A 26297-nucleotide genomic window follows, 5' to 3' on the forward strand; every position below is an offset into this window, starting at 1 on the left:
ATTATCACCAGTCCTAAATAGTATAGAGCCTTTAAAGTTTAATATTGATACTTTAGAGATGATTAAAGTACGTTTGCATAACCGTCATATACACGGCCTGTGTTTGCATCAACTGTGATTGTAACATCATCAGCGATCAATTTAGTTGCGTTTTTAGCACCAACGATTGTTGGGATACCTTGTTCTAAACCGATGATCGCACCTGGTGATGTGATACCAGCTTCTTCAGCAACTAAACCAGCAGCTTGTTCTACATAAGGTACGAATGTTTCATCTGTAGAATGAGTAACGATTACAGAGTTTGAAAGATCTCTGCCTTCTAATTCAGAAGCTTCATTTACAACTACTGCGTTACCTACTACTGAATTACGTCCAACACCTTGACCTTTAACAAGTTCGTCACCAACTAGGTGTAATTTCATCATGTTAGTTGTACCTTTTTCACCAGTTGGAACACCAGCAGTGATGATTAATAAATCACCATTTTGAACGCGGCCAGTTTCGATTGCTGTTGCTACTGCATTGTTAAGTAATGCGTCAGTAGTTTTGCGTCCTTTTTTAACAACCGGGAATACGCCCCATACTAATGCTAATTGACGAGCTGTTTCTGGGTTTGGTGTTACAGCGATAATGTCTGAATGTGGACGGAATTTAGAGATAGTTCTTGCAGTTGAACCACTTTCAGTTGCAGCAACGATTGCTTTAACTTTTAAGTTAAGGGCAGTATGTGCTACAGAAACACCAATTGCATTTACTAAGTTAGTTTCTTCTAATTTAGTACGGTCATTTAATAATTTTTTGTAGTTTTGAGCGGCTTCAGCTGCAACTGCAATGTTTCTCATTGCTTTAACAGCTTCTTCAGGATATAAACCTGCAGCAGTTTCACCAGATAACATAACTGCATCTGTACCATCATAGATAGCGTTAGCTACGTCACTTGCTTCGGCTCTTGTTGCACGTGGGTTACGTTGCATAGAGTCTAACATTTGAGTTGCTGTGATAACTGGTTTACCTAATTTGTTACATTGTCTGATAAGGTCTTTTTGGATTACAGGTACATTTTCAGGTGGAATTTCAACACCCATGTCACCACGAGCTACCATTAAACCATCAGAAACTTCAAGGATTTCTTTAATGTTGTCGATACCTTCTTGGTTTTCGATTTTAGGAAGAATTTGAATGTTAGTATTACGTTCTTCTTCTAAAATTTTACGGATATCTAATACGTCACTTGGACGACGTACAAAGCTTGCTGCGATTAAGTCGATGTTTTGATCGATACCGAAGCGGATATCATCAGCATCTTTATCAGTAATACCAGGTAAGTTAACTTTAACGTTTGGTAAGTTAACACCTTTTTTATTTTTAATTTCACCTGAGTTGAGGACTTCACATAAAACTTCGCCTTTATCTTTATTGATTTCTTTAACTTCTAATTCTACTAAACCATCATCTAATAGAATATAAGAACCAATTTCAATGTCGTTGATTAAATCTGCATATGTTACAGAAAATTTCTCAGCTGTACCTAAAACTTCTTCCATGCTTACGATAACTTCTTTACCTTTTTCTAAGAAAATCACACCGTCTTTCATGTTGTGTGTTCTGATTTCAGGTCCTTTTGTATCAAGCATGATTGCAATAGTTTTGTCTAAACGTTGTGCAACTTCTCTGATGCGGTCAATACGAACTTTGTGTTCAGCGTGATCACCGTGTGAGAAGTTCAAACGGGCAACGTTCATGCCAGCGTTCATTAATTTTTCTAACATTTCTTCAGATTCTGATGCAGGTCCAATCGTACAAACGATTTTAGTTTTTCTCATTATAAAAGCCTCCTAAAAATTTCACTAAATCTATCATTAAATTGATAATTCTTGTGCTAACTCATACATATCAAAATTAAACTTACTACCTTTATTACTGAAGATATCATCAAATGGTGTTTGAGTTAATTCATTTTGTTTAATGCCAACTCCCAATGCTGTTTTACCTTCAATTAATAATTCTACGGCATGACCGCCAAGTCTTGATGCCAACACTCTGTCTTGTCCAGTTGGGCTACCACCACGTTGGATATGACCGAGTACAGATACACGTCCATCTACATGGATGTATTTTGCTAATTCTTCTGCACAATCTTGTCCTGACATAACACCTTCAGCTACCATAACGATAGAATGTTTTTTACCTCTTTTAATACCGGCTTCTATTTTTTCTGCGATATCTTTGATATCTGTTTTTACTTCTGGAACGAGGATTGTTTCTGCACCGACAGCTAAACCAGCCCACAATGCAAGATCACCACAATCGCGGCCCATAACTTCAATAATAAATGTTCTCGCGTGACTTGAAGCAGTGTCTCTGATTTTATCGACAGAATCAATAATTGTATTGAGTGCTGTGTCAAAACCAATTGTGAAGTCTGTACCTGGAATATCATTATCGATTGTTCCCGGAATACCGATAGTTTGAATTTCAGGGCATTCTTCACTGATACGTTGAGCACCACGATAACTTCCGTCACCGCCGATTACAACTAATCCATCAATACCATGACTTCTTAAGTTTTCAATTGCTTTGGCACGTACTTCTTTGTCCTTGAATTCTGGGCAACGTGCAGAGTAAAGGAATGTACCTCCTCTTTGAATTGTATCTCCCACTGATCCTAGTTCAAGCTTTTTAAGATCATCATTTATCAATCCGAGGTAGCCTTGGTACACACCGTAAACTTCAATCCCATTATAAATGGCAGTACGCACAACTGCTCGAACAGCAGCGTTCATTCCCGGAGCGTCTCCACCACTTGTCAAAACTGCAATTTTTTTCATGACAACTGACCTTCCTAACTTGTATGATTTACATTAAAAATACCATAAAATAGCGTGGTTATCCATAAAAATACCATGCAATCCATAATGTAAACGTTTTATATTTCTATTTTCGAAATATAGCCACACTTTTTATTTAATATGGATACGATAGACATATTTTTACAGTCTAATTTTTTCAATTTCTGCTATTTTTAACCATCATAACCGGATTAATTCTCAAATACAAAATGAAAAGGATTCTACACTCTTCCCTAAAAAAGAAGTATAGAATCCTTTTCCCTTATTGTTCTTTATATTCACCCATTTGACGGAATTTATCAAAACGATCGTCAGCTAACGCTGGACCATCTAATTTTTTCAACGCATCTAAATGAGAAACAAACGCATGTTTAATACTGCGCGCTTGTTGTTCAATATCTTTATGTGCGCCGCCAAGTGGTTCTGTAATAACTTCATCAATCACACCTAATTCTTTTAAATCAGGTGCTGTGATTTTCATTGTTTCAGCAGCAATTTTTGAAAGGTTGCTATCTTTCCATAACAACGCTGCTGCACCTTCTGGTGAAATCACTGAATACGTACTGTTTTCAAGCATTAATACTCTATTTGCAATACCAATACCTAAAGCACCACCGCTTCCGCCTTCACCAATAACTAAAGTGATGACAGGCACTTTCAAGCTAGACATTTCTATTAAGTTTTTAGCAATAGACTCACTTTGACCACGTTCTTCAGCAGATTTACCAGGGTATGCGCCTTTAGTATCAATAAATGTAAAGATAGGTCTGTTGAACTTCTCAGCTTGTTTCATTAAACGTAACGCTTTACGGTACCCTTCTGGATGAGCCATTCCGAAATTACGGTAAATATTATCTTTTGTATCTTTACCACGTTGTTGACCAACTACAGTGACTGGCTGACCATTTAAATATCCAATGCCGCCTATCATTGCTGGATCATCTCTGAAATTTCTATCCCCATGTAATTCCATGAAATCATCAAAGATGTATGGAATATAATCTAAAGTTGTAGGTCGTTCTTGCATTCTAGCTAATTGAACACGGTCCCAAGGTTTAAGATGCTTGTATATTTTTTCAGTTTCACGCTCTAGAGAAGCCTCTAACATATCAATTTCTTCTTGCAAATCTACATCATTTTTCTCTTGTGATTCTTTCAAAGCATCTATTTTATTTTTAATATCAAATAACGGCTTTTCAAAATCAAGCATCTTTTTTCACCTCTTGTCCTGTATGCATTTTCAATAATTGACTTAAAGTAGCACGCATATCCTTACGGTGAACTACTTTATCTAATTGGCCGTGTTCTAATAAGAATTCCGCTGTTTGGAAATCATCCGGTAATTTTTCATTAATTGTTTGTTCAATAACACGACGACCTGCAAAACCGATTAAAGCACGCGGTTCTGACAAGTTGATATCACCAACTGATGCAAAGCTGGCAGAAACACCACCTGTTGTAGGATGTGTAATATAAGAAATATATAATAAACCAGCATCAGAATGACGTTTCAATGATACGCTTGTTTTACCCATTTGCATTAATGAAATAATACCTTCTTGCATTCTGGCACCGCCACTTGCAGAGAAAAGGATAAACGGCAAACGTTGTTCTGTACAATAATCTATAATACGGCAGATTTTCTCACCGACAACAGAACCCATACTCCCCATTCTGAAACGTGAATCCATAACTGCAACGCCGTATTTTGTACCATCTAATTCGGCTGTTCCAGTTACTACCGCTTCATTCAAATCTGTTTTGCTTTGATCTTTTTGAATTTTTTCTTCGTAACCAGGAAAGTCTAAAGGATTGGCAGATGTCATTCCTTTATCAAACTCTTTAAATGTTCCTTCATCTGAAATTGCTTCAATTCGTTTATATGCAGTCAAAGATAAGTGATGATCGCAATTAAAACACACATTGAGGTTTTCAGATAGTTCTTTTGTATACATGATTTTTTTACATTTTGGACATTTAGTCATGATACCTGATGGAACGTCATTCTGTTTTGAATCTTGGACAGTTACATATTTTTTCTTTTTACTGCCTCGATTGAAAAAATCTTTAAACATTGGTCAACCTCCACATCACTATTATGTTAATTTAAAGACATAACAGTACATTGTAAAAATAATCTATTTAATATCAGTTAATCTCATCGTTTTATTGTATATTTCATCTGGGTCAACTTCAACCCTAGCAACTCCAGATTCCATAGCTGCTTTCGCTACATTGCGTGCAACCGATGGTGCTACACGTTTATCAAATGGTGCTGGAATACAGTATTCCGGTGACAACTCATCCGGCCCAATTAAATTAGCGATAGCTTGTACAGCAGCTTGTTTCATTTTCTCATTAATATGTGTTGCACGTACATCTAAAGCCCCTCTGAAGATGCCTGGGAATGCTAACACGTTATTAATTTGGTTCGGATAATCTGAACGGCCTGTTCCAATTACTCTTGCTCCAGCCGCTTTTGCGTCATCTGGATTAATTTCTGGATTAGGATTTGCCATCGCAAAAATGATACTGTCTTTATTCATTGATTTTACCATATCTTGAGATAATGCATTAGCAACAGAAACACCGATAAAGACATCAGCACCTTGGATAACATCAGCTAACTTACCTTCTTGTTTATCCTTGTTCGTCCATTCTGCCACAAATTCTTTGGTTTCATTCATGCCATGCGGGCGTCCTTTATAAATAGCACCTTTAGAATCACACATAATCATATTGCGCACACCGTATGAATATAATAATTTCACAATCGCAATACCTGCAGCGCCTGCACCATTCAATACCACTTTGATATCTGATAGCGATTTATCTGTAATTCTTAAAGCATTAATCAATCCAGCCATTGTCACGATTGCTGTCCCATGCTGATCATCATGAAAGACTGGAATTTTAGTTTCTTTTTTTAATCGGTTTTCAATTTCAAAACAGCGCGGCGCAGAAATATCTTCTAAGTTGATACCGCCGTAATTAGGTTCTAATAATTTAACTGTTTTGATAATTTCTTCTGTATCTGTTGTATTCAAAGCTATTGGTACACCACTTACCCCAGCAAAGCTTTTGAATAGAACTGCTTTACCTTCCATTACAGGAATACTTGCTTCAGGACCAATATTACCTAATCCTAATACTGCAGTGCCATCTGTTACTACAGCTACAGTATTGCCTTTAGATGTATAATCATAGACTTTACGAGGATCCTCATAAATCTCTTTACATGGTTCTGCAACACCAGGAGAATAAGCTAAACTTAATTCTTCTTTATTTGTAACTTTTACTTTGGGTGTAACATCAAATTTACCTTGATTTCTTTTATGCATTTCTAAAGCATCGTCTCTTAATGACAAACCAATCGCTCCTTTGTTCTGTATCTTAATATCGAAATAAATTCACGCATATTATGTTCAATCTATTACTGAGTTGTTTTATTATTTTTACCGAAAATTTACAATAAACTTTTGGTTTTAGTACTACTCTGAATTTTATGTACTGATTATAACACAGATGTCACTGTTTCACTGATTCTCATGGGTTAAATTATTAATTTCCTTAATTTTGTCAATGAATTGCTTAAAAGTTTTAAAAGTCTGTAACTAATGCAATCCATTGTCACAGACTTCTATTACATTAAGCGAATATTTTCAGGATCAATTTGTTCAACCAATCTTTCAATCGTGTCAACATCACGTTCAATTCTTCCAACTTGCCGCATTTGGTTTGACTGTTCATCATAAAAATATATTGGAAGTTGTTGATGTGTTTCAGATGGTTCAGTATCAAATTCTAAATCATCAACATTAATTTTTCTGAGTATAATACGTGTTGCTTTTTCAAATATCGTTTTTTCATATGCATCTAAATCTTGTATTTCATTAATAATTAATTGATGCTTTTGATTTCTATTTTCGAATTTCCCTTTTACAATAAACGGTTTTTCTTCTAATAGAAGTGTTTCATAACGTTGAAAAGTATCAGGGAAAATAACACCATCTAACGTGTGCTCACCATCATTTAAAGTCGCAAAAGCCATCGGTTGCCCTTTTTTTGTACGAATACGTCTCAGTGTGTCCATTTGTACAAGTACAGGTTGATGATTGTTCGCATTGTTTAATTTATAAATGCCTAAAAACTGTTTTGAATCAAACAATTTTTCCATTGGATGTTTTGTAATATAAAATCCTAAGTATTCTTTTTCAAAGTTACTTAATGCTAAATCAGGCAACTCTTCTTTTTGTTGGTACTCTAATTTCGGTGTCACAAAGTCAAAAATCAAAGCATCTTGTTCGACTTGACTTGATGAATCTAAAACCTCATCTAATGTTCCTAATAAGGTTGCACGTGTTTCACCGAATTGATCAAATGCTCCCACTAATATGAGCGCTTCTAATAACTTACGTGTTTTAACACGCCCAGATAAACGGCGTGTAAAATCAAAGAAATCTTTATATCGACCATTTTGATAACGCTCATCTACAATGGCTTTAACACTTTGATAACCGACACCTTTGATGGTACCTAAAGATAAATAAATACCTTGTTCAGCTGCTTTATAATACCAATGACTTTCGTTGATGTCTGGAGGTAAAATCTTTAAGTTCATCGTTTTAGCTTCAGCAATCATCTGTTCAGTCTTTTTCTCACTGCCAATCACATTCGTTAAAATATTGGCATAAAAATAATTAGTATAATGTACTTTTAAATACGCCATCGTATAGGCGACTTTAGAATAACTCACCGCATGAGCACGTGGGAAACCATAATCTGCGAATTTAAGAATTAAATCAAAGATTTGTTTACTTAATTGTTCTGAGTAGCCATTTCGACTGGCACCTTCTACAAAGTGTTGACGTTCATTTTCCAACACAGCCCGATTCTTTTTACTCATTGCTCGACGTAAAATATCCGCTTCTCCATAACTGAACCCAGCGAACTTACTTGCAATCTGCATGATTTGTTCTTGATAAATAATAACACCGTATGTGGATTTTAATATCGGTTCTAAATCAGGATGGAGATAGGCCACTTTAGATGGGTCATGACGTCTAGCAATATATGTCGGTATTTCTTCCATTGGACCTGGGCGATATAAAGAAGTCATTGCGACAATGTCCTCAAAATGTTGCGGCTGTAAACGTCTTAACGCATCTCTGACACCGTCTGATTCTAATTGGAATAATCCAGTTGTTTCCCCTAATGACAACATTTTAAATACTTTCTCATCATCAAAAGGAATAGATTCTATATCAATATCGATATTTAAATCTTTCTTTACTTGATTGATGATTTGGTGAATGATGGATAAATTTCTCAGACCTAAAAAGTCGATTTTCAACAAACCAAGTCGTTCGTCTTCAGTCATTGTCCACTGTGTTAATAGACCCGTATCTCCCATTAATAATGGTACATATTGATATAATGGGCGTTCGTTAATAATAATGCCTGCCGCATGCGTTGATGTATGTCTCGGCAATCCTTCTAATTTCCTACTGAGTTTGAACCACATTTCATGCCTATGATTGCGATGCACAAAGTCTTTAAATGCTTGTGTGTCATAAGCTTCATTTAAAGTTATACCTAATTTAGACGGAATTAAATGTGAAATTTCACTGAGTGTTTTTTCTTCAAACCCCATAATACGTCCTACATCTCTTGCGACTGCTTTCGCTTGTAAATGTCCGAATGTCACAATACCTGAAACATGGTAATCTCCATATTTTTGTTGTACATATTCAATCACACGTTCACGTTTTGTATCTTCAAAGTCGATATCAATATCTGGCATTGTGACACGTTCGGGATTTAAAAATCGCTCAAATAATAAGTTATATTTTAATGGGTCAATCGTTGTGATATTCAACAAGTAACTGATTAGAGAACCTGCAGATGAACCACGACCTGGACCGACCATGACATCTTGTGTTTTCGCGTAATGAATCAGATCGCTTACAATTAGGAAATAATCTTCGTACCCCATTTTCGTAATGACATCGAACTCATAATCTAAACGTTTTCTATACTGAGGAGTATCTAAGTTCATACGTTTAATAGCATTATCTAATAATTGGTATAAGTATTCTTTAGATGAAGTACCTTCAGGTGTATCATACTGTGGTAACAGTGATTGATGATATTCAATCGTAATATTACATTGATCAGCAAGGTCATTTGTATTATCAATAATGTCTTGAGATAAACTCAAGCTATCTATATCAGCTTGGCTATATAAATGGGCATGCTGTTCGCTACCTGTATTTACCAAGTCTAACGCTTTATTATTTTTAATTGCTTGCAATACACTGACAGTTTCAGCATCTGCTTCATCAAGATATTTCGCTTCTTGCATCCACACTTGATTTAAATCTAATTGTTCTGCTACACCGCTGCTTAAATGATCCGTGAATACATCTGCGTGTTCACTAAACATTTCCGCTAAATTCATTTGTTCAGCATTGATACGCTTAAAAATAATGACTAAATCATTTTGATAATGTTTTAGCCATTCTGTAGAAATCGTACGTTTATCTTGTATTTTAATTGCTGAAGAAAGTTGATATAACGATTTTAATCCTTGATTATTTTTAGCTAATAATACTGTTTCTAACTCTGTTAAGCCATCACTTAAATCTACAGTCATACCGATAATGGGTTTGATGTCTGCTTGTCTGCATGCATCATAAAATTGAGGGACAGCATACAAGACATTTCTATCAGTCAGTGCCAACGATTGATAGCCTTCTGCGACTGCTTTTTCAACAATGTCAGAAACACGTAGACTAGATTCTAGCAAATCATACGCAGTGTGGATATTTAGATGTGCCTTCATAATTTTGTCCCTCCCTTTTTAATATTGTGCAGTTAGTCGATTAATTTTTGATTTAAGGCTTCTGCTAAACGATCAAATTCTTCCCAACTATAAACTGTAACACCAGATGCATTCGGGTGTCCGCCGCCTCCAAATTGTTGTGCGACGTCATTGATAACAACTTTTTTAGAACGCAGACGACAACGAATATCTTCGCCTTCATCAACTGCAAAGACCCAAATTTTTAAACCGCGTAAATCAGCAATTGTATTTACAAATTGAGAAGCTTCGTTCGGTTTAATATCAAATTGTTTTAAAACATCTTGTGTAATTTGAACTTTCGCAAAGCCGTTGTCATTCATTTCAAAGTTTTGTAGCACATAGCCTTGGAATGGCATAAGTTTAGGGTCTTTTTCAGCCATTTTATTCAATTCTGCAGTGTGGTCAAATGGATATTTTAAAAGTTGTGCCCCAACTTCCATTGTATGCGCACTTGTATTGCTGAATAAGAAACGACCTGTATCGCCAACGATACCTAAATACAGTAAGCGTGCTGTTTCTGCATCAATGATGGATGTATCATTAAAATGCGCAATGATATCAAAGATGATTTCACTTGTTGATGAAGCTTCAGTGTTCACATAATTTAACTCGCCATATTGATCTAATGCAGGATGGTGATCAATTTTGATTAAACCTTTACCATTAGCAAAACGTTGATCATCAATACGAGGCGCATTAGCTGTATCACATACGATGACTAATGCTTCTTTGTAAGTATCATCACTTACTGCATCAAATGTTCCCATAAAATCTAAAGAAGGCTCACTTTCACCTACAGCATAGATATTTTTATCTGGAAATTTTAATTGTAAATAAGATTTTAAACCTAATTGAGAACCATAGGCATCTGGATCGGGTCGCACATGTCTATGGATAATAATTGTATCTTCTTGTTCAATTCGGTTCATAATTTCATTAAATGTATTCATATCATTACTCCTTCATTATCTGTTGATGCAGTACATCAGCTTTCTAGCATTTGACAAATAATCAATGCTTTAGCTACATCTTGTTGTCCTTCACGCATGCTGACCTCAATTTTAGCAAAGTGTCTCCCAACATCTAACATGTCATAATTAATTTCAAGTTCTGTTTCAATAGAAACTGTCTTCATATAAATAATACTTAAACTTTCAATCATAACTTCTTGTTTTTTTATTTGACGCATTTTATAGCGAATCGTTTCTTCAATAATTGCGACAAAAGCACCTTTACTTAACGTCCCGTATTGGCTTGTCAGTTGGGGTGCAACATCTACAGTAATTTTATCTTTATTAATTGAAATGTACTTGCCGACTTGATCATTGATAGTTTCCCCTACTTGCGGTTGACGTCCTAATAATTGCATAGCACGCAGAACATCTTCACGTGATACTACGCCAAGTAATTTCTTATTGATTGTCGTGACCGGCAGCAATTCAATACCTTCCCATATCATCATATGCGCACATGTCGCAACAGTTGTAGACACTTGCACATTTAACACCGGTTTAGTCATTACTTTATAAAGATATTCTTCTGAATCTTTTGCAATAATATCTTTACTTGTCACAATCCCGACCAATTTAAAGTCATCATCGACAACTGGAAATCTTGAATGTCCTGTCTCTTGTGAACGACTTTTGACATCTGCAACTTTCATTGTTTCTTTCAATACAGTCTCTTCAGTGACAGGTTTAACAATATCTTCAACAATTAAAATTTCTTTACGAATGATCTGATTATACATCGCACGGTTAATCATATTCGCAACTAAATATGAATCGTAATTAGACGATAAGATAGGCAAATCATGTTGATCTGCATAACGTTTAATTTCAGGTGTTGTACTAAAACCACCTGTGATCAACACTGCACTGCCATGTCTCAATGCTTCTAATTGTACATCCGTCCTATTACCGACAATCAACAAAGTATTTTTAGTCAGATATTTAACCACATTTTCTAATTTCATGGCACCAATAGCAAACTTAGTCAGCGTGTTATGAAGACCGTTACGACCTGCAAGTACCTGACCATCAATAATTTTAACAATTTCACCAAACGTTAAATGTTCGATTTCTTCTCTAGTTTTCTTTTCTATTCTCACAGTTCCGACTCGATCTATGGTAGCGACGAGTCCAAGTTGTTCAGCATCTTTAATTGCACGGTAAGCTGTTCCTTCAGATACCTCTAAATCTTTTGCTATTTTACGGACAGATATTTTCTGACCCACAGCGAGTGATTCAATGTGTGCAAGAATCTGTTCATGTTTTGTCATTACTTACTTCCCTCATTCTCTGCTTACTCTTCTTATTAATTATAACTTGATTCAGTCTAAAAATCGAAGTTAATCTCTCTTGAATTTTAACATGTTATAGGTGGAGTACCTAACTCAATAGTTGACATTTTGTAATTTAAATACGGTTTGTTAAGTTGACAATAAATTTAATTGGAAAAGTTGACACATTTTTATTAGAATATGTATTAAGGAGGGATTGAGAATGTATAAAAATATTTTACTCGGCGTTGATACTGATTTAGAAAACAAAAAAGCATTAGCTAATATCAGAAAATTGTCTGGTGAAGGCACAATTGTCACATTATTAAATGCGATCACTGAACAAGATGCACAAGCATCTATTAAGGGCGGCACACATTTAAACGATTTAACAAAAGCGCGTAGTCAAGAATTACAACCAACACGTGATATTCTTGATGAATACGGTATCGAATACGATGAAATCATTGTACGCGGTAATCCAAAAGAAGAACTTGTTAAGTTTGCGAACAGTGGTGATTATGACATTTTAGTAGTAAGTAACCGTAAAGCACAAGAGCAAAAGAAATTTGTGCTAGGCAGCGTCAGCCATAAAGTCGCAAAACGTGCTCATATCCCAGTATTGATTGTAAAATAATGAAAAATGCTTGTACATTGAGTTGTACAAGCATTTTTATTATCTGTGTTATTAAAATTCTACAGCTTCACCTGGTTTTAAGATTTGTACTTCGCCTTCTTTAACCAATTTCTTGAATTCTTCAGGATCTTGTTCAATATATGGGAATGTGTTGTAATGCACAGGTACAGTGATTTTCGGTTTGATAAACTCGTTGATCGCGTAGCTGGCATCTTCAATACCCATTGTGAAGTTATCACCGATTGGTACGAAGCATACATCCACTGGATGACGATCTGCGATTAATTTCATATCACTGAATAAGCCAGTGTCACCGCAGTGATAAATCGTTTTGCCTTCAATTTCTAAAATCAAACCAGTTGAAGAACCTAAATAAACTGGAATACCGTTTTCATTTGTGATACTTGAACTATGGAACGCTTGTACATACTTAACTGTTCCAAAGTCAAATTCCCATTTACCTCCGATATTCATTGGGTGTACATTTTCTACACCTTGTGCAGTTGATAAATAATCTGCAACTTCCGCAAGGCCGACAACTGTCGCATTATTTTTTTGCGCAATTTTCACAGTATCACCGAAGTGGTCTGCGTGACCATGCGTTAAAATAATATAATCTACCTCTAAATCTTCTGCATTTAAATCTGATAAATCATTACCAGTAATAAATGGATCTACGATGACTTTCTTGCCGTTTGCTTCAAAATAGATTGTTGATTGTCCATGAAATGATAATTCCATTTTAAAAAGCCCCCTTATGCTTCAATCTTAACTCTAGTATAACATTTACCCCACTTTAGTCTAAATGACACCATTGCCTTTTGAATTCTGAACCGCTTTGACTTAAAATAAAGTTAATCATACGAATGGAGGTTGAAGAATTTTGAAAACAGAAGAAATTGTTAATGAAATACGTAATCAAGATGCAGGGGCTGCTTGGATTACGACACCGCTTAACGTATTCTACTTTTCTGGCTACTTAAGCGATCCCCACGAACGTTTATTAGCCTTGCTAATTACTGCTGAGGGTGAAGAAGTTTTATTTGTCCCTAAATTAGAAGTAGAAGAGGTTAAAGCCTCTCCGTTCACTGGTAAAGTTGTCGGTAATGCTGATGGTGAAGATCCATTTAAGCTTGTAGATTACAACTTTGATAAAATTCTTGTGGAAGAAGATCATCTGACATTAAAACGTCAAAAAGAATTAATTGAAGGATTTGGTGTTGAAACATTCGGTTCAATTGACCAAACAATCAAAGATTTACGTAATGTCAAAACTCCTGAGGAAATTGACAAAATTAAAGAAGCTGCAAGACTTGCTGATAAATGTATTGAAATCGGTGTAGATTTCTTAGAAGAAGGCGTAACAGAAAAACAAGTAGTACGTCATATTGAGTATGAAATTCAAACAAAATACGGTGTCAGCGCAATGAGTTTCGATACAATGGTCTTATTTGGTGACCATGCTGCTTCACCACATGGTATTCCTGGTGATCGCCAACTTCAAAAAGATGAATATGTCTTATTCGACTTAGGTGTTATTTATGAAAACTATTGCTCAGATATGACACGAACAGTAGCTTTCGGTAACCCAAGCGAAAAAGCACAATCTGTTTATAATGTTGTATTAGAAGCTAAAAAAGCTGCAATTGACATGATTAAACCGGGCGTAGTTATTGGTGACGTAGACAGAAAAGCACGCGGTATTATTGCTGATGCTGGTTATGGTGAATACTTCGTACACCGTCTTGGCCACGGTTTAGGCTTAGAAGAACATGAATATCAAGATGTTGCTGGATTCAACACAAATCAATTTGTTCCAGGTATGGTTGTCACAGTTGAACCTGGTGTTTATGTTCCTGGTGAAGTGGGTGTCCGTATCGAAGACGACATCTTAGTCACAGAAGATGGAAATGAAGTCTTAACACATTATGATAAATAATGAGATTAATAATTTAAGGTGGAGTACGAATACTCCACCTTTTTTATGAGCTGAAAAATTTCTATGTATAGAAAGACGCCACCCCATCGCTGTCCATACCCCAAACAGCAATGAGATGGCGTCATTTTTGATGTTTTCAGAGCTTTATACGCTCCTTACATCCCATTAAATTAATAATTAATTTAATGCTTGATCTACTGGTGTATACGGAAGATCAAACGTGTTAGCTACACCTTCATTTGTAACTTTACCGTCGTACACATTCAATCCTAAAGATAATGGTTGGTTATCTTTCAATGCTTGTAAATAACCTTTGTTTGCGATTTGTAGCGCATAAGGTAATGTCGCATTGTTTAAACCAATTGTAGAAGTACGTGGTACCGCACCTGGCATATTTGCTACTGCATAGTGAACCACACCATGTTTAACATAAGTTGGATCATCATGCGTTGTAACGTGGTCAGATGTTTCGAAGATACCACCTTGGTCGATAGCGATATCTACCAATACAGCACCGTCTTTCATGTCTTTAACCATTTGTTCAGTTACAAGTTTTGGTGCTTTAGCGCCTGGAATTAATACCGCACCGACAACTAAATCACTTTGCGTAACATTTTGTTCGATATTAAGCGGGTTAGACATAACTGTATGCACACGTCCGCCGAATAAATCATCAAGTTCTTGTAAACGTTTTGGATTAACGTCTAAGATTGTTACGTCGGCACCTAAGCCTAAAGCGATTTTCGCTGCGTTTGTACCTGCTTGGCCGCCACCGATAATTGTGACTTTACCTTTAGGTACACCAGGAATTCCTCCTAGCAATACGCCCATACCGCCATAGAATTTTTGCAAGAATTGCGCACCGATTTGTGTCGCCATTCTACCTGCAACTTCACTCATTGGCGTTAATAATGGTAATGATCTATCTGGTAATTGCACCGTTTCGTATGCAATCGCAACGACTTCATTATCAACAAGTTCTTTTGTTAATGTTTCGTCGTTTGCTAAGTGTAGATAAGTGAATAAGATTAAATCTTTCTTGAAATATTTGTATTCTGGTTCAATTGGTTCTTTAACCTTGATAACCATTTCAACATCCCAAGCTTCGCCAGGTCCATCAACAATTGTTGCACCTGCGTCTTTATAATCCTCATCTGTAAAGAATGAACCTTCACCTGCGCTGCTCTCTACTTTAACTGTGTGCCCTGCTTCAACTAAAGCATGAACACCGCTTGGTGATAAACCTACTCTGTTTTCATTATTTTTTATCTCTTTTGGAATACCTATTTTCATTCCGTACACCTCCCATCCTTATCCTAACGCTTATATGCTGAAAGCGCAATCATTACGGTTGGAAAAGGATGATAAGATTAAGTTATCATGAAAGATAAGATGTTCATAAAATTCAATCAATTATAAAAATTCAATCGCTACTTTTATTTCTAATATTCTGTCAATGTGGTAAAATATAAGTGAATAGAAGAAGGAGGTCATATACGATGTTAACTTATAAAAATATTTTAATCGCAGTAGATGGATCACAAGAAGCTGAATGGGCATTCAATAAAGCGGTGGAAGTAGCGAAACGTAACAACGCTAAACTTATCATCACTAATGTTATTGACTCTAGAACATATACTTCATACGAAGTTTATGATGTTCAGTTCACTGAAAAATCTAAACAATTCGCTGAAGAATTACTTAGAGGTTATAAAGATTTTGCCCAAAAAGAAGGCGTGGAAGACGTTGAAACACTCCTTGAATTTGGTTCACCTAAAGCAATCATTCCTAAAAAAATCGCACAAGAAGTCAAAGCAGACTTAGTTATTTGCGGTACTTCTGGTTTGAATGCGGTAGAACGCTTTATCGTAGGATCTGTTTCAGAAGCTATTGTTCGTCATTCACCTTGTGATGTTCTAGTAGTTCGTACAGAAGAAATGCCTGAAGATTTCGAACCTCAAGTAGCAACTGAAGAATTGCGTAAACAATATCAAGCAAGATAATTAATTTGCTTTTACTATGAGTGTTTAACCGGTCAGTTAATAACTGATCGGTTTTTTTATTACTTTAAAAATTATCATTACGCATAAAAAATCCAGTTAATAAGGTTATCTCCCCTATTAACTGGATGAATTTTATCAATTATAAACTACCGAATTTAACTGCATCACGTGCAATCATAACTTCTTCGTTTGTTGGAATAACTAATACTTTAACTGGTGAATGTGGGTAGTTGATAAATCCTTCTGAACCATGAATTTGTTCGTTTTTCTTAGGATCCCAATAAACACCCATGAATTCTAAACCTTCTAATACACGGCCGCGCACTTCGTCAGAGTTTTCTCCGACACCTGCAGTGAAGACAATAACATCTACACCGTGCATTTTCGCTGTATAAGAACCAATATATTTGTGGATACGTGAAGCAAATACATCTAGTGCTAATTGTGCACGTGTTTTGCCTTCATCTGCATCTTGTTCTAAGTCGCGTAAGTCACTTGAAGTACCTGAGATACCTAATAAACCTGATTCTTTATTTAGGATATCTAACACTTCTTCAGCGTTTTTACCTGTTTTTTCCATAATATATGGAATTAATGCTGGGTCAATATCACCAGAGCGTGTACCCATTGTAACACCTGCTAATGGTGTGAAGCCCATTGAAGTATCTACTGATTCGCCGCCATCGATTGCTGCAATAGAAGCACCGTTACCGATGTGACAAGAAATAATACGTAATTCTTCAATTGGACGATTTAAAATTTCAGCAGCACGTTGTGATACATATTTATGGCTTGTACCGTGGAAACCATATTTACGGATGCCATAGTCTTTATAGTAATGGAATGGCAAGCTGTATAAATATGCTTGTTCTGGCATTGTTTGATGGAATGATGTATCAAACACTGCAACATGTGGAATATTCGGCAATAATTTTCGGAATGCACGAATACCCATTAAGTTTGCTGGATTGTGAAGTGGTGCTAATTCTGTCAATGATTCAATTTGTTTCTCTACCTCGTCTGTAACTAACGCAGATTCAGGGAATAATTCCCCACCATGAACAACACGGTGTCCTGTACCATCAATGTCATTGATGTCACGAATAATACCGTGGTTAATCAAGCTATCCAACATTAAATCAACAGCTTTTACGTGGTCGCTGATTTCTTTTTCATCAGTATACTTTTGACCATTAAATTCTACTGTGATTTTTGAGCCTTTAAGGCCGATACGCTCAATTAAACCTTTACTTATTAATTTTTCTTCAGGCATTTCTATAAGTTGGAATTTCAGTGATGAACTACCTGTGTTAATTGCTAACACTAATTTTGACATAAAACTATGCCTCCAATATTTACATTTTCTTTTACCATATCTATTTAACCATTAATACAGTTCAATTTCAAGATTATTACAGTTTATTTTTTGTGATGATTTTGTTGCAGCCATTCTGACAATTCTTTTAAAAATCCTTGAAACTGTTGCGGAGATTTAAAATCTGGTATATTGGCCAACAACACTTCAACAGCATGCGTTACCTCGCGTTCTTTTTTCTGTAAAATCAGGATTGATTTGCGAGATTGCTCAGTTTTGAACAAAGTTTTCGGTAAGTTCAAGAATGCTTGCATTTCTGTATCTGTTGCAATGAATTTTTCGAGCTGTTTTACATGTTCACCTTCAAAAATATTGCTAGGCACAATTAAAAATGCAAAACCTGCACCTCTTAACGCTTCAATTGCTCGTTCAATTAATAAGAAATGCGCATAACTATGTCCTTCTTCAAATCCCAATTTCATTTCATGACTGCGATCATCTACTGGATAATAACCTACAGGCAAATCTCCAATCACGACATCCGCTTCTTCAAACGGTAAAGGCAATATCGCATCTTGTGGGTAAACATCAAAAGGAATTTCCAAGAAATTCGCTAGATGTACACTGACACGAGATAACACTGGATCCACTTCAACAAGATGATGCATTAATGTCTGCTCTGTTAACACTTCATGCACAGTTGCACTTAAATGACCACTGCCGCTGGTTAAATCAACAATGTTCAGTTCTTTTTTATCTTGTGTAAACTGTTGTACTAAGAATCCAAGAATCAAGCCGATCGAGTCAGGAGTAATTTGGTGATTTGCCTGAATATCTTGTTCTTGCAACAAGCTTAAATATGCAAATTGGAAAGCTTTACGTCGGTCTGCTAGTGTTGCTTGTTCTAATAAGTCACGGTCATTACGATAAATCTGTTCCATCGCAAGCCCTAAGTTTTCAATAAAACTTTGACCATTTTCTTTATTGAGTTCTTTTGTTTTAGTATCTAATTCATGAAACAAACGTTCCATAATTGTTTGTTCTTCAGCCATTTTAAAATCCTTCCTAAAAAGACTGCTCATAATCAATGAATCTAAAATCCTTACACTAATTATGAGCAGTCTGGTCTAAATTTATTAACTTAAAATTACTTTAAATACTTGCTTTACTTTAGTCTAATTCTCTATATGCTTTTAATGCAGATTCGAAATCAGGGAAGTCTGTTCCTTCATTCACGATTTCTTTATAAACAACTTTGTTATTTTTATCTAATACGAATACTGAACGCGCTAATAATTGTAAGTCGTCCATTAATACGCCAAAGTTTTTACCAAATGAATGTTTTTGGTAGTCACTTAATAAAATAACATTGTCTAAACCGCTTGCTGCACACCATCTTTTTTGAGCGAACGGTAAGTCTTCAGAAATAGTAAGCACTACGCCACCTTCTTCTGATGCTGCTTCTTCGTTGAATTTACGTGTTTGTTTATCACAAACCCCTGTATCAATAGATGGTACTGCACTGATTAGTTTTTTCTTGCCTTCGTAATCTGCAAGTGTAACTTCTTCTAAATCATTGTTTACTACTGTGAAGTCTGGTGCTTCTTGCCCTTCTTCTACTGCATTACCTACTAATGAAACGGGATCTCCGCCGAATGTAATTTGTACCATATTAATAAACAACCTCCTGAGATTTTGTTAGTACTTTTTCTTTACCCCATTATACCGATATCAACACGTCAACTCCAATATTTATCCTTCGATTGAATGAACTATTTACTATTTTTCATGTAGAAGATGCCTTGAATTGAAAGATTTATCGTCATAAACAAAAAGTAAACTGCGTACAGTTTAAGACGCAGTTTACTTTAATTAAACCATTGCTGCATATAATCATAGATATTTTTAAGAATTAATGCACTCGTTACGATGACAAACAATACTCTGACATAACCGACACCTTGTCTCAGTGCAAATTGCGCACCTGCATAGGAACCGACAATCATACTGAAAGCCATAATCAAACCGATCCCGTAATCAACTTTGCCTAGCAACATAAATAGCAATAATGCACCGATATTTGAAGCGAAATTAAGGACCTTCGCGTTACCAGCAGCACTTAAGAAATCAAATCCGACTATCAGTAAAGTGAACAACATGAACGAGCCTGTGCCTCCACCTAAAAAGCCGTCATAAAAACCGATGAGTAATAATACACTTGTAAAGAGAATCGCTTTTTTAGTTGAAAGCTTTTGATATGTTCGTATACTGCCCCAATCTTTACGCACGAGTGTATAAATCATCACAATCGTTAAGATGATTATGACAAGCGGCTTTAAGACTGAAGCTGGTAAAAAGGAAGCCAAGCTCGCACCGCCCACTGCCGCTAAAAAGACAAATGGGAAGAGCTTGCCTACAATTTTCAAATCGACCTTGCCGGAACGTATAAACTTAATCGCACTGGTTAAAGAACCAAATGAACTTGCTAGTTTATTTGTTCCAAGTGCAGTTGCTGGCGGGAGACCTATGGCGAGTAGAGCCGGTGTAGATATTAAACCACCGCCACCAACTACTGCATCAATAAACGCAGCTAAAAATCCAAATACAATTATGATTAATATCAGTGTCAAATCCCATTCCACGATGTTTACCCCTTTTTACTCACATATTACTTAGAATAAATCTTCCATTAACGCTTCTGTTGTTTTGTCTTTTTGACTTTGATAGTTTTTAGTGACTTCAATAGTTTCAATACCTTCTACAGCACGATCAATCATTTCACTAAAGTCAAATACACTTTCATAGCGTTCTACTTTTTCAAAATCAGGTTCTGTAACCGGGTTTTTAGGAGTGAAAATTGTACAGCAATCTTCAAATGGTTGAATTGATGTTTCAAACGTACCATATTGTTTTGCTTTAATGACAATTTCTTCTTTATCTAAAGTTAATAATGGACGTAAGACTGGCGTTGAAGTAACATGGTTAATCGCATACATACTTTTAAGTGTTTGGCTGGCAACTTGTCCTAAATTTTCACCATTAACAATCGCATCTGTGCCAATTTGATGTACTACTTTATCAGCAATGCGCATCATCATTCTTCTTGTAGATGTCATAGTATAGCGTTCATGGACTACTTTATGAATTTGTTTTTGAACTTCTGTAAATGGAACGATGTGCAATTTGATTGGCCCTACACGTTCAGCTAAGATACGCGTTAGTTCAATGACTTTTTCTTTAGCTTTTTCACTTGTAAATGGCGGACTATGGAAATGAATGGCTTCTACTGTTACACCACGACGCATGATTTCCATACCTGCTACTGGTGAATCAATACCGCCTGACAACATTAATAATGTTTTACCGCCTGTACCAACTGGTAATCCGCCAACGCCATCAATCACACGGTCATAAATATAAATTGCATCTAAGCGTACTTCTGTTTTAATGACATGATCTGGTTGTTTAACATTTACATGGACTTGTTCATTGTTTTCTAACACTGCCCCGCCAAGCATACGTTGTAATTGATACGTATCATATGGAAATTGCTTGTCCGCACGTTTCACATCGATTTTGAATGAATCTCCGTCTGCATAGGCTTTCGCAAATTCACTTGCTTGTTTTTTCACTACTTCTAAATCTTTTTCAAGCTTCATCACAGGACTGATGGACTTCACACCAAATACTTGGCTAATACGACGCATAATTTCTTCGATATCCGCTTCAGGTGTGACTTCAATATACATTCTGTCTCGGTTTGCTTTAACATGGTAGCCTTGAAGTGGCATTAAAGCCTGTTTGACATTTGAACGTAAACGGTTCACAAACATTTTTCGGTTCGCACCTTTAAGCGTTAGTTCACCATAACGCACTAAAATATGATCATAGATCATTTCTTTAACAACTCCTTCATTTCTTCATAAACAATTTTAAACGCTTCTTTAAATCCTTCAATGTCTGATTCAGTCGTTATTGCACCCATAGAAATACGAATACTACCTTCAATTCTTGATTCACTGATCCCCATCGCTAGTAACACTTCATTTAAACGACTATGTTTTGATGAACATGCACTTGTTGTAGATAACATGATACCTTGTTTTGAGAAAGCATTGACTAATACTTCCCCTTTCACGCCATCAAAGCCAACATTTAGAATATGTGGTGCACTTTGATGTGGTGAATTCACATGTACCCCTGGATACGCTTCAAAGAAGTTTCGTAAGTCTTCATTCCATTCAGTCAATCTTGAATTCAGTTGTTCTTGTTCGCTTACAGCATGTTTCAACGCTTTAACAATCGCAATATCTACCGGTAAATTAACTGTTCCGCTTCTTAAACCATATTCTTGGCCACCGCCATGAATCACAGGTTCAAGGTTATGAATATTACGTACTAATAATAATCCCTGTCCTTTTAAGCCATTAAACTTATGACCGCTAAAACTAACACTGTCTACACCATTAAAGTGTAAAGGAGTTTTTCCAATAGCTTGCACAGCATCCACATGAAAATGTGCTTTTGGATACGCTTCAAGTATTTCCGCAATCGCTTCAATCGGTTGAATTTGGCCAGTAATATTATTAACGTGCATACATGTGACAAGACCAACATTCGGATTCATCAATGATTTTAAGTGTTCTAAATCAATGGTGCCTGCTTTTGTCACATTCACATAACGTAATTTAAACCCTTCTTCTTCTAAGTGACGCATCACTTCTAACACTGATGGATGTTCTAAAACAGAAACAATAATTTCATCAGCATAAGGTTTTCGGTTATAAGCAGCACCTTTTAATGCCATATTATTGGATTCTGTCGCACCACTTGTAAAAATAATATCGTATCTATCTTCTAAGTTCAGAATTTGGTTGATTTGTAACTTCGCTTGTTTCAACAATTGTTCAGCTTGCAAACCTGCTTGGTGTGGACTATTCGGATTAAAATATAAATCTTGGTTGACTTTAACAAAGGTGTCTAACACATCTTGTGCAGGTTTTGTAGTCGCTGCATTATCTAAATAAATCACTTTTCGTCACTTCCACTTAATGAATTCTATCTTTTTGAGTCTTTTGTTCCAATTTTAATATTTTACCACAAATCAATGAATTCTCAATAAGCAAAAAGAAGGCGAGAACAAAATACTGCTCTCGCCTTCTTGTATAAAGTACTAAATTTGACTTTGTGAAACAACTTCATCTTCAATACGTTGTGAAATCCCTGGATCTACTGAATCTAAAGCTTGTTCTGCAATTTCAATCGCACGTTTGTATCTATTATTTTTAAATAGACGTTCTGCTTCATTCAAGCTCTTATCAATGCTGCTGTCATCTTTACGATAACGGTTACCATACTGGATTAATTTTTCAGCAAGAACTGCATTGACTAAAACATCCATTGCTTCATTTTCGAAATTATTCATTTGTAAGACAACTTTTGTAACTTTATCTTTCAAATGCTTCACATGGATTGGACGTTCATCAAACTGACTGTTGATTTCACGCACTTCATGGTCAATTTCGTTTTTCATAATAATGAAGCGTTCTGGAACACTTGTTAAGTTAGAAGCTAATAACTTACGATAAATTTCTTCTTTCTTACTTTGCACACGTAACAAGTTATCTTCTGCTTCAGCTTCATCTTCACGTAATTGAATTAAATGGTTTTGAAGTTTTTCTTGTTTTTCATTAATCACTTTAACGTGATCTTCGATATACGCTAAATTGTCTTGAACTTCACTGTAACGTACTGTCGATTTTGACATTTCTCTTAAAATTTCATCATAAACTGAGATCAAGTTTTGAATTTCATTTTCAAATTGACGTACATTTTGAATGTCTGTCTCATTGATATAGTAATTTTCACGTACATATTCAATTTCCGTTTGTAATGTATAATTTGTATCTTTCGCACGGAACAAGTCATTTGTGATAACTTCTTTCGTTTCATCTACTTTATTTTTCGATTTCACTTCATGCTCGATTAAATCATACATTTCATCAAGTTGATCATTGATAGCGTTTAATTTGTCGTTTGCTTCTTCAAGTTCTAAGCGACTGATCATCGGCTCAACAAAGCTCAACTCTGTTTTCATTGATTGTAAGTTACTGTCGACTTTAACATGGTCTAAATCGTAGCCTTCAACTTTCAAGTCTCTGCAACCATATTTCAAGTCTTGGAATTGACCTGGAAGTTCTTTTTGCGCTTCTCGGATTAATTCCGGAATTTCTTGCATATCTTTTTGTAAGTAATTGATGTCTTCATTGAGCGTTTTAATATGCTCATAAGCTTGTTTGTAGTTCCCCTCTTCTTTTAACTCAGTATACTTAACAAGCTCTGGTTCGAATAACTCAATTTCTTTTTCTAATGGTGCTGCCGCTTCACCGAATTGATGACGGTTTGCTAAAACATCACGTTTCATTTCACGGTATGCAACTTTGCTTTCTTCAAATAAGCGGTCACTTTCTTTATGCAAAGCTAAAATGTTTTCAACTTCTTCAGTTAATTTTGCATGTTGACTTTCATAACGATCCATTAATGCGTTTGCATCGTCTAACTCAGCTTGTGCTGCAGCAAATTTGAATTTATCAAAGTTTTCTTCCGCATTATGAATTTTCTCTTCAACCGGACTTAAATTATCATTAGTATTTTTTAATGATTCGCGCTTTAAGCGGTCATATTCTAGTTGTGTTTCACCCTCAAGGGTTAAATCGTCCAACTCTCTCAGACGATCGTCTAATGTTAGTTTCTCAACCTCTATCTTGCGCTCTTCGGTTTTTTCGACCACTTGACGTTTTGAAGAACGGAGATAGAACATGATACCGACAATTATAAGTGCAATAATTATAATTGCTAAGATGATATACAGTGCCATTGTTTTCTCCTCCTATTTAATCACTTCTCATTATAGCGTAATTTCTTGCCTCATTAAAATAAAATATTAATTTTCTTTATACAAATTGCTGATTAAGCACCTTAAATTGAAGTCTTATAGATGTCCATACTATAATATGGAAAATGCTAGACAGAAAAGAGGTCATTATTTATGAAACAAACGACGACAAACTACCAATCAATTGCACAACAAATGAAAGGTTTAAATGCAGATGAAAAATATTTAATCACTTTGCTAAGTAACACTTCTGCCCTTTTAAACGAAAACTTAGATAATATAAATTGGATTGGTTTTTATTTAATGGAAGCAGGACAACTCATTTTAGGGCCCTTCCAAGGCAAACCTGCTTGTACACCTATTCAAGTCGGCAGTGGTGTTTGCGGAACATCTGTTGAAAAAGATATCGTTCAACGTGTAGAAGATGTTCACCAATTCCCTGGTCACATCGCATGTGATGCACGTAGCCGATCAGAAATTGTCATTCCATTGCATCGCGACGGTGAAGTCATCGGTTTATTAGATATTGATGCACCGATCACAGGACGCTTTACTCAAACTGATGAAGAAGGCCTAGTCTCATTAATGAAAATTCTTGAAGAACAAATTGCACGAACAGTGAAATAATTGTTTTGCATGGAAATATAGATAAACCCTTGACTTTATTCGTCATAATGGTACAATACTCTTTGTGTGAAATAACGAAAGTAGCAATTGTATATTAATAGGCTCTATGTTGTTCCCAACGCGGACGTGCCGTGTAACCGGAGCTATGAGGCGAGGACACACAAAACAATATATCCTATTAAGCATACAATACTCTTCTTTGTTTTTTCATAACAACTACAAAAAACAAAAGGAGGAGTCTTAACATGGCTCGATTTACAGGTTCAAACTGGAAAAAATCTCGTCGTTTAGGTATCTCTTTAAGCGGTACTGGTAAAGAGTTAGAAAAACGCCCTTACGCACCAGGTCAACATGGTCCAAACCAAAGAAAAAAATTATCAGAATATGCGATTCAATTACGTGAAAAACAAAAATTACGTTACTTATACGGAATCACTGAAAGACAATTCCGTAACACATTCGATATCGCTGGTAAACAATCTGGTGTTCACGGTGAAAACTTCATGCGTTTACTTGCTCGTCGTTTAGACGCAGTTGTATATGCTTTAGGTTTAGCACGTACACGTCGTCAAGCACGTCAATTAGTAAACCACGGACACATCGAAGTAGATGGTGGTCGCGTTGATATCCCATCATACACTTTAAAACCAGGTCAAGTGATCTCAGTTAGAGAAAAATCTCAAAAACTAGACATCATCCTTGAATCAGTTGAAATCAACAACTTCGTACCAGAATACTTAGAATTCGACGAAGAAAAATTATCAGGTACTTTCGTACGTATTCCAGAACGTAGCGAATTACCAGCTGAAATCAACGAACAACTTATCGTTGAGTACTACTCAGGTAAATAATAATGGCTCTCTGTCAAATAGGACTGGTGAGCAAA

The 26297-nt window shown here is 35.8% G+C and carries 22 protein-coding genes; 5 read left to right on the forward strand and 17 right to left on the reverse strand.

From position 1 onward, the window contains the following. Positions 1–62: 62 nt before the first annotated feature. The 8 genes from pyk to HMPREF2846_RS00805 all read right to left on the reverse strand — a co-directional run bounded on the left by pyk (position 63) and on the right by HMPREF2846_RS00805 (position 11995). Positions 63–1823: a pyruvate kinase gene (pyk, locus tag HMPREF2846_RS00770; RefSeq protein ID WP_070625250.1), complete on the reverse strand. Its 1761-nt coding sequence runs from the start codon at positions 1821–1823 to the stop codon at positions 63–65. Positions 1824–1859: 36 nt separating this feature from the next. Beyond that, the gene (pfkA, locus tag HMPREF2846_RS00775; RefSeq protein ID WP_002481173.1) at positions 1860–2828 is read right to left on the reverse strand and encodes a 6-phosphofructokinase; all 969 of its coding nucleotides are present in this window, start codon (positions 2826–2828) and stop codon (positions 1860–1862) included. A 283-nt stretch (positions 2829–3111) separates the two neighbouring features. Beyond that, on the reverse strand, positions 3112–4059 hold the full coding sequence (locus tag HMPREF2846_RS00780) for an acetyl-CoA carboxylase carboxyltransferase subunit alpha (RefSeq protein ID WP_002481174.1): 948 nt from the start codon (positions 4057–4059) through the stop codon (positions 3112–3114). Continuing rightward, a complete protein-coding gene (gene accD / locus HMPREF2846_RS00785; protein WP_002481175.1) occupies positions 4052–4924 on the reverse strand; it encodes an acetyl-CoA carboxylase, carboxyltransferase subunit beta in 873 nt (290 codons plus the stop codon). The genes HMPREF2846_RS00780 and accD overlap by 8 nt, the downstream gene beginning before the upstream one ends. A 63-nt stretch (positions 4925–4987) precedes the next feature. Continuing rightward, a complete protein-coding gene (locus HMPREF2846_RS00790; RefSeq protein WP_002481176.1) occupies positions 4988–6217 on the reverse strand; it encodes an NADP-dependent malic enzyme in 1230 nt (409 codons plus the stop codon). Positions 6218–6492: 275 nt separating this feature from the next. Further along, complete coding sequence (locus HMPREF2846_RS00795; RefSeq protein WP_070625252.1) at positions 6493–9693, reverse strand: DNA polymerase III subunit alpha; 3201 nt, start codon at positions 9691–9693, stop codon at positions 6493–6495. Between the two features lie 32 nt (positions 9694–9725). Beyond that, the gene (locus HMPREF2846_RS00800; protein ID WP_023015971.1) at positions 9726–10664 is read right to left on the reverse strand and encodes a DHH family phosphoesterase; all 939 of its coding nucleotides are present in this window, start codon (positions 10662–10664) and stop codon (positions 9726–9728) included. Between the two features lie 35 nt (positions 10665–10699). Then, positions 10700–11995 (reverse strand): DRTGG domain-containing protein, encoded by a 1296-nt coding sequence (locus HMPREF2846_RS00805; RefSeq protein ID WP_002481179.1) that lies wholly within the window; start codon positions 11993–11995, stop codon positions 10700–10702. A 223-nt stretch (positions 11996–12218) separates the two neighbouring features. On the opposite strand from HMPREF2846_RS00805, the gene HMPREF2846_RS00810 reads away from it, so the two are divergent. Then, the gene (locus tag HMPREF2846_RS00810; protein ID WP_002481180.1) at positions 12219–12632 is read left to right on the forward strand and encodes a universal stress protein; all 414 of its coding nucleotides are present in this window, start codon (positions 12219–12221) and stop codon (positions 12630–12632) included. A 51-nt stretch (positions 12633–12683) separates the two neighbouring features. Here the strand turns inward: HMPREF2846_RS00810 and HMPREF2846_RS00815 are convergent, their stop codons facing one another. After that, positions 12684–13373, reverse strand: coding sequence for a metal-dependent hydrolase (locus HMPREF2846_RS00815; protein ID WP_002481181.1), 690 nt, complete (start codon positions 13371–13373; stop codon positions 12684–12686). 142 nt (positions 13374–13515) lie between these two features. On the opposite strand from HMPREF2846_RS00815, the gene HMPREF2846_RS00820 reads away from it, so the two are divergent. Then, positions 13516–14571, forward strand: coding sequence for a M24 family metallopeptidase (locus tag HMPREF2846_RS00820; RefSeq protein WP_083309948.1), 1056 nt, complete (start codon positions 13516–13518; stop codon positions 14569–14571). A 177-nt stretch (positions 14572–14748) separates the two neighbouring features. Here the strand turns inward: HMPREF2846_RS00820 and ald are convergent, their stop codons facing one another. Next, entirely contained in the window at positions 14749–15864 is a 1116-nt protein-coding gene (ald, locus tag HMPREF2846_RS00825) for an alanine dehydrogenase (protein WP_023015972.1), read from the reverse strand. 206 nt (positions 15865–16070) lie between these two features. Here ald and HMPREF2846_RS00830 point away from each other — a divergent pair, with 206 nt between their 5' ends. Beyond that, complete coding sequence (locus HMPREF2846_RS00830; protein ID WP_002481184.1) at positions 16071–16574, forward strand: universal stress protein; 504 nt, start codon at positions 16071–16073, stop codon at positions 16572–16574. 139 nt (positions 16575–16713) lie between these two features. On the opposite strand, the gene HMPREF2846_RS00835 is transcribed toward HMPREF2846_RS00830, so the two are convergent. From HMPREF2846_RS00835 to ezrA, 7 genes are all read right to left on the reverse strand, one after another. Next, positions 16714–17910 carry an acetate kinase gene (locus tag HMPREF2846_RS00835; RefSeq protein ID WP_070625255.1) on the reverse strand — a complete coding sequence of 399 codons (1197 nt, stop codon included), beginning with the start codon at positions 17908–17910 and terminating at the stop codon, positions 16714–16716. 83 nt (positions 17911–17993) lie between these two features. Continuing rightward, positions 17994–18941, reverse strand: a complete 948-nt coding sequence (locus HMPREF2846_RS00840) for a class I SAM-dependent methyltransferase (protein WP_070625256.1) — start codon at positions 18939–18941, stop codon at positions 17994–17996. A 118-nt stretch (positions 18942–19059) separates the two neighbouring features. Continuing rightward, positions 19060–19560 (reverse strand): thiol peroxidase, encoded by a 501-nt coding sequence (gene tpx / locus HMPREF2846_RS00845; RefSeq protein ID WP_002481188.1) that lies wholly within the window; start codon positions 19558–19560, stop codon positions 19060–19062. Between the two features lie 197 nt (positions 19561–19757). Next, the gene (locus HMPREF2846_RS00850) at positions 19758–20531 is read right to left on the reverse strand and encodes a TSUP family transporter (protein WP_002481189.1); all 774 of its coding nucleotides are present in this window, start codon (positions 20529–20531) and stop codon (positions 19758–19760) included. A gap of 30 nt (positions 20532–20561) precedes the next feature. Continuing rightward, a complete protein-coding gene (gene thiI, locus HMPREF2846_RS00855) occupies positions 20562–21785 on the reverse strand; it encodes a tRNA uracil 4-sulfurtransferase ThiI (RefSeq protein ID WP_070625257.1) in 1224 nt (407 codons plus the stop codon). Beyond that, a complete protein-coding gene (locus HMPREF2846_RS00860; protein ID WP_070625258.1) occupies positions 21782–22921 on the reverse strand; it encodes a cysteine desulfurase family protein in 1140 nt (379 codons plus the stop codon). Before HMPREF2846_RS00860 ends, thiI begins: the two co-directional genes overlap by 4 nt. A gap of 141 nt (positions 22922–23062) precedes the next feature. After that, a complete protein-coding gene (ezrA, locus tag HMPREF2846_RS00865; protein WP_002481192.1) occupies positions 23063–24766 on the reverse strand; it encodes a septation ring formation regulator EzrA in 1704 nt (567 codons plus the stop codon). A 171-nt stretch (positions 24767–24937) separates the two neighbouring features. Here ezrA and HMPREF2846_RS00870 point away from each other — a divergent pair, with 171 nt between their 5' ends. Beyond that, positions 24938–25411, forward strand: a complete 474-nt coding sequence (locus HMPREF2846_RS00870) for a GAF domain-containing protein (RefSeq protein ID WP_070625259.1) — start codon at positions 24938–24940, stop codon at positions 25409–25411. Between the two features lie 245 nt (positions 25412–25656). After that, complete coding sequence (rpsD, locus tag HMPREF2846_RS00875) at positions 25657–26262, forward strand: 30S ribosomal protein S4 (RefSeq protein WP_002481194.1); 606 nt, start codon at positions 25657–25659, stop codon at positions 26260–26262. Positions 26263–26297 lie beyond the last annotated feature (35 nt).

The sequence above is a fragment of the Staphylococcus sp. HMSC056G08 genome, assembly GCF_001812305.1.
Classification (GTDB): domain Bacteria; phylum Bacillota; class Bacilli; order Staphylococcales; family Staphylococcaceae; genus Staphylococcus; species Staphylococcus simulans.

What these genes read in the sequence shown, in the direction of transcription:
- rpsD (WP_002481194.1), top strand. Translation starts at nt 25,657, where the DNA reads ATGGCTCGATTTACAGGTTCAAACTGGAAAAAATCTCGTCGTTTAGGT.
- HMPREF2846_RS00870 (WP_070625259.1), top strand. Translation starts at nt 24,938, where the DNA reads ATGAAACAAACGACGACAAACTACCAATCAATTGCACAACAAATGAAA.
- HMPREF2846_RS00840 (WP_070625256.1), bottom strand. Translation starts at nt 18,941, where the DNA reads ATGGCTGAAGAACAAACAATTATGGAACGTTTGTTTCATGAATTAGAT.
- HMPREF2846_RS00780 (WP_002481174.1), bottom strand. Translation starts at nt 4,059, where the DNA reads ATGCTTGATTTTGAAAAGCCGTTATTTGATATTAAAAATAAAATAGAT.
- thiI (WP_070625257.1), bottom strand. Translation starts at nt 21,785, where the DNA reads ATGATCTATGATCATATTTTAGTGCGTTATGGTGAACTAACGCTTAAA.
- HMPREF2846_RS00805 (WP_002481179.1), bottom strand. Translation starts at nt 11,995, where the DNA reads ATGACAAAACATGAACAGATTCTTGCACACATTGAATCACTCGCTGTG.
- accD (WP_002481175.1), bottom strand. Translation starts at nt 4,924, where the DNA reads ATGTTTAAAGATTTTTTCAATCGAGGCAGTAAAAAGAAAAAATATGTA.
- HMPREF2846_RS00815 (WP_002481181.1), bottom strand. Translation starts at nt 13,373, where the DNA reads ATGGAATTATCATTTCATGGACAATCAACAATCTATTTTGAAGCAAAC.
- HMPREF2846_RS00830 (WP_002481184.1), top strand. Translation starts at nt 16,071, where the DNA reads ATGTTAACTTATAAAAATATTTTAATCGCAGTAGATGGATCACAAGAA.
- ezrA (WP_002481192.1), bottom strand. Translation starts at nt 24,766, where the DNA reads ATGGCACTGTATATCATCTTAGCAATTATAATTATTGCACTTATAATT.
- HMPREF2846_RS00800 (WP_023015971.1), bottom strand. Translation starts at nt 10,664, where the DNA reads ATGAATACATTTAATGAAATTATGAACCGAATTGAACAAGAAGATACA.
- pfkA (WP_002481173.1), bottom strand. Translation starts at nt 2,828, where the DNA reads ATGAAAAAAATTGCAGTTTTGACAAGTGGTGGAGACGCTCCGGGAATG.
- HMPREF2846_RS00795 (WP_070625252.1), bottom strand. Translation starts at nt 9,693, where the DNA reads ATGAAGGCACATCTAAATATCCACACTGCGTATGATTTGCTAGAATCT.
- HMPREF2846_RS00810 (WP_002481180.1), top strand. Translation starts at nt 12,219, where the DNA reads ATGTATAAAAATATTTTACTCGGCGTTGATACTGATTTAGAAAACAAA.
- HMPREF2846_RS00835 (WP_070625255.1), bottom strand. Translation starts at nt 17,910, where the DNA reads ATGTCAAAATTAGTGTTAGCAATTAACACAGGTAGTTCATCACTGAAA.
- tpx (WP_002481188.1), bottom strand. Translation starts at nt 19,560, where the DNA reads ATGGTACAAATTACATTCGGCGGAGATCCCGTTTCATTAGTAGGTAAT.
- ald (WP_023015972.1), bottom strand. Translation starts at nt 15,864, where the DNA reads ATGAAAATAGGTATTCCAAAAGAGATAAAAAATAATGAAAACAGAGTA.
- pyk (WP_070625250.1), bottom strand. Translation starts at nt 1,823, where the DNA reads ATGAGAAAAACTAAAATCGTTTGTACGATTGGACCTGCATCAGAATCT.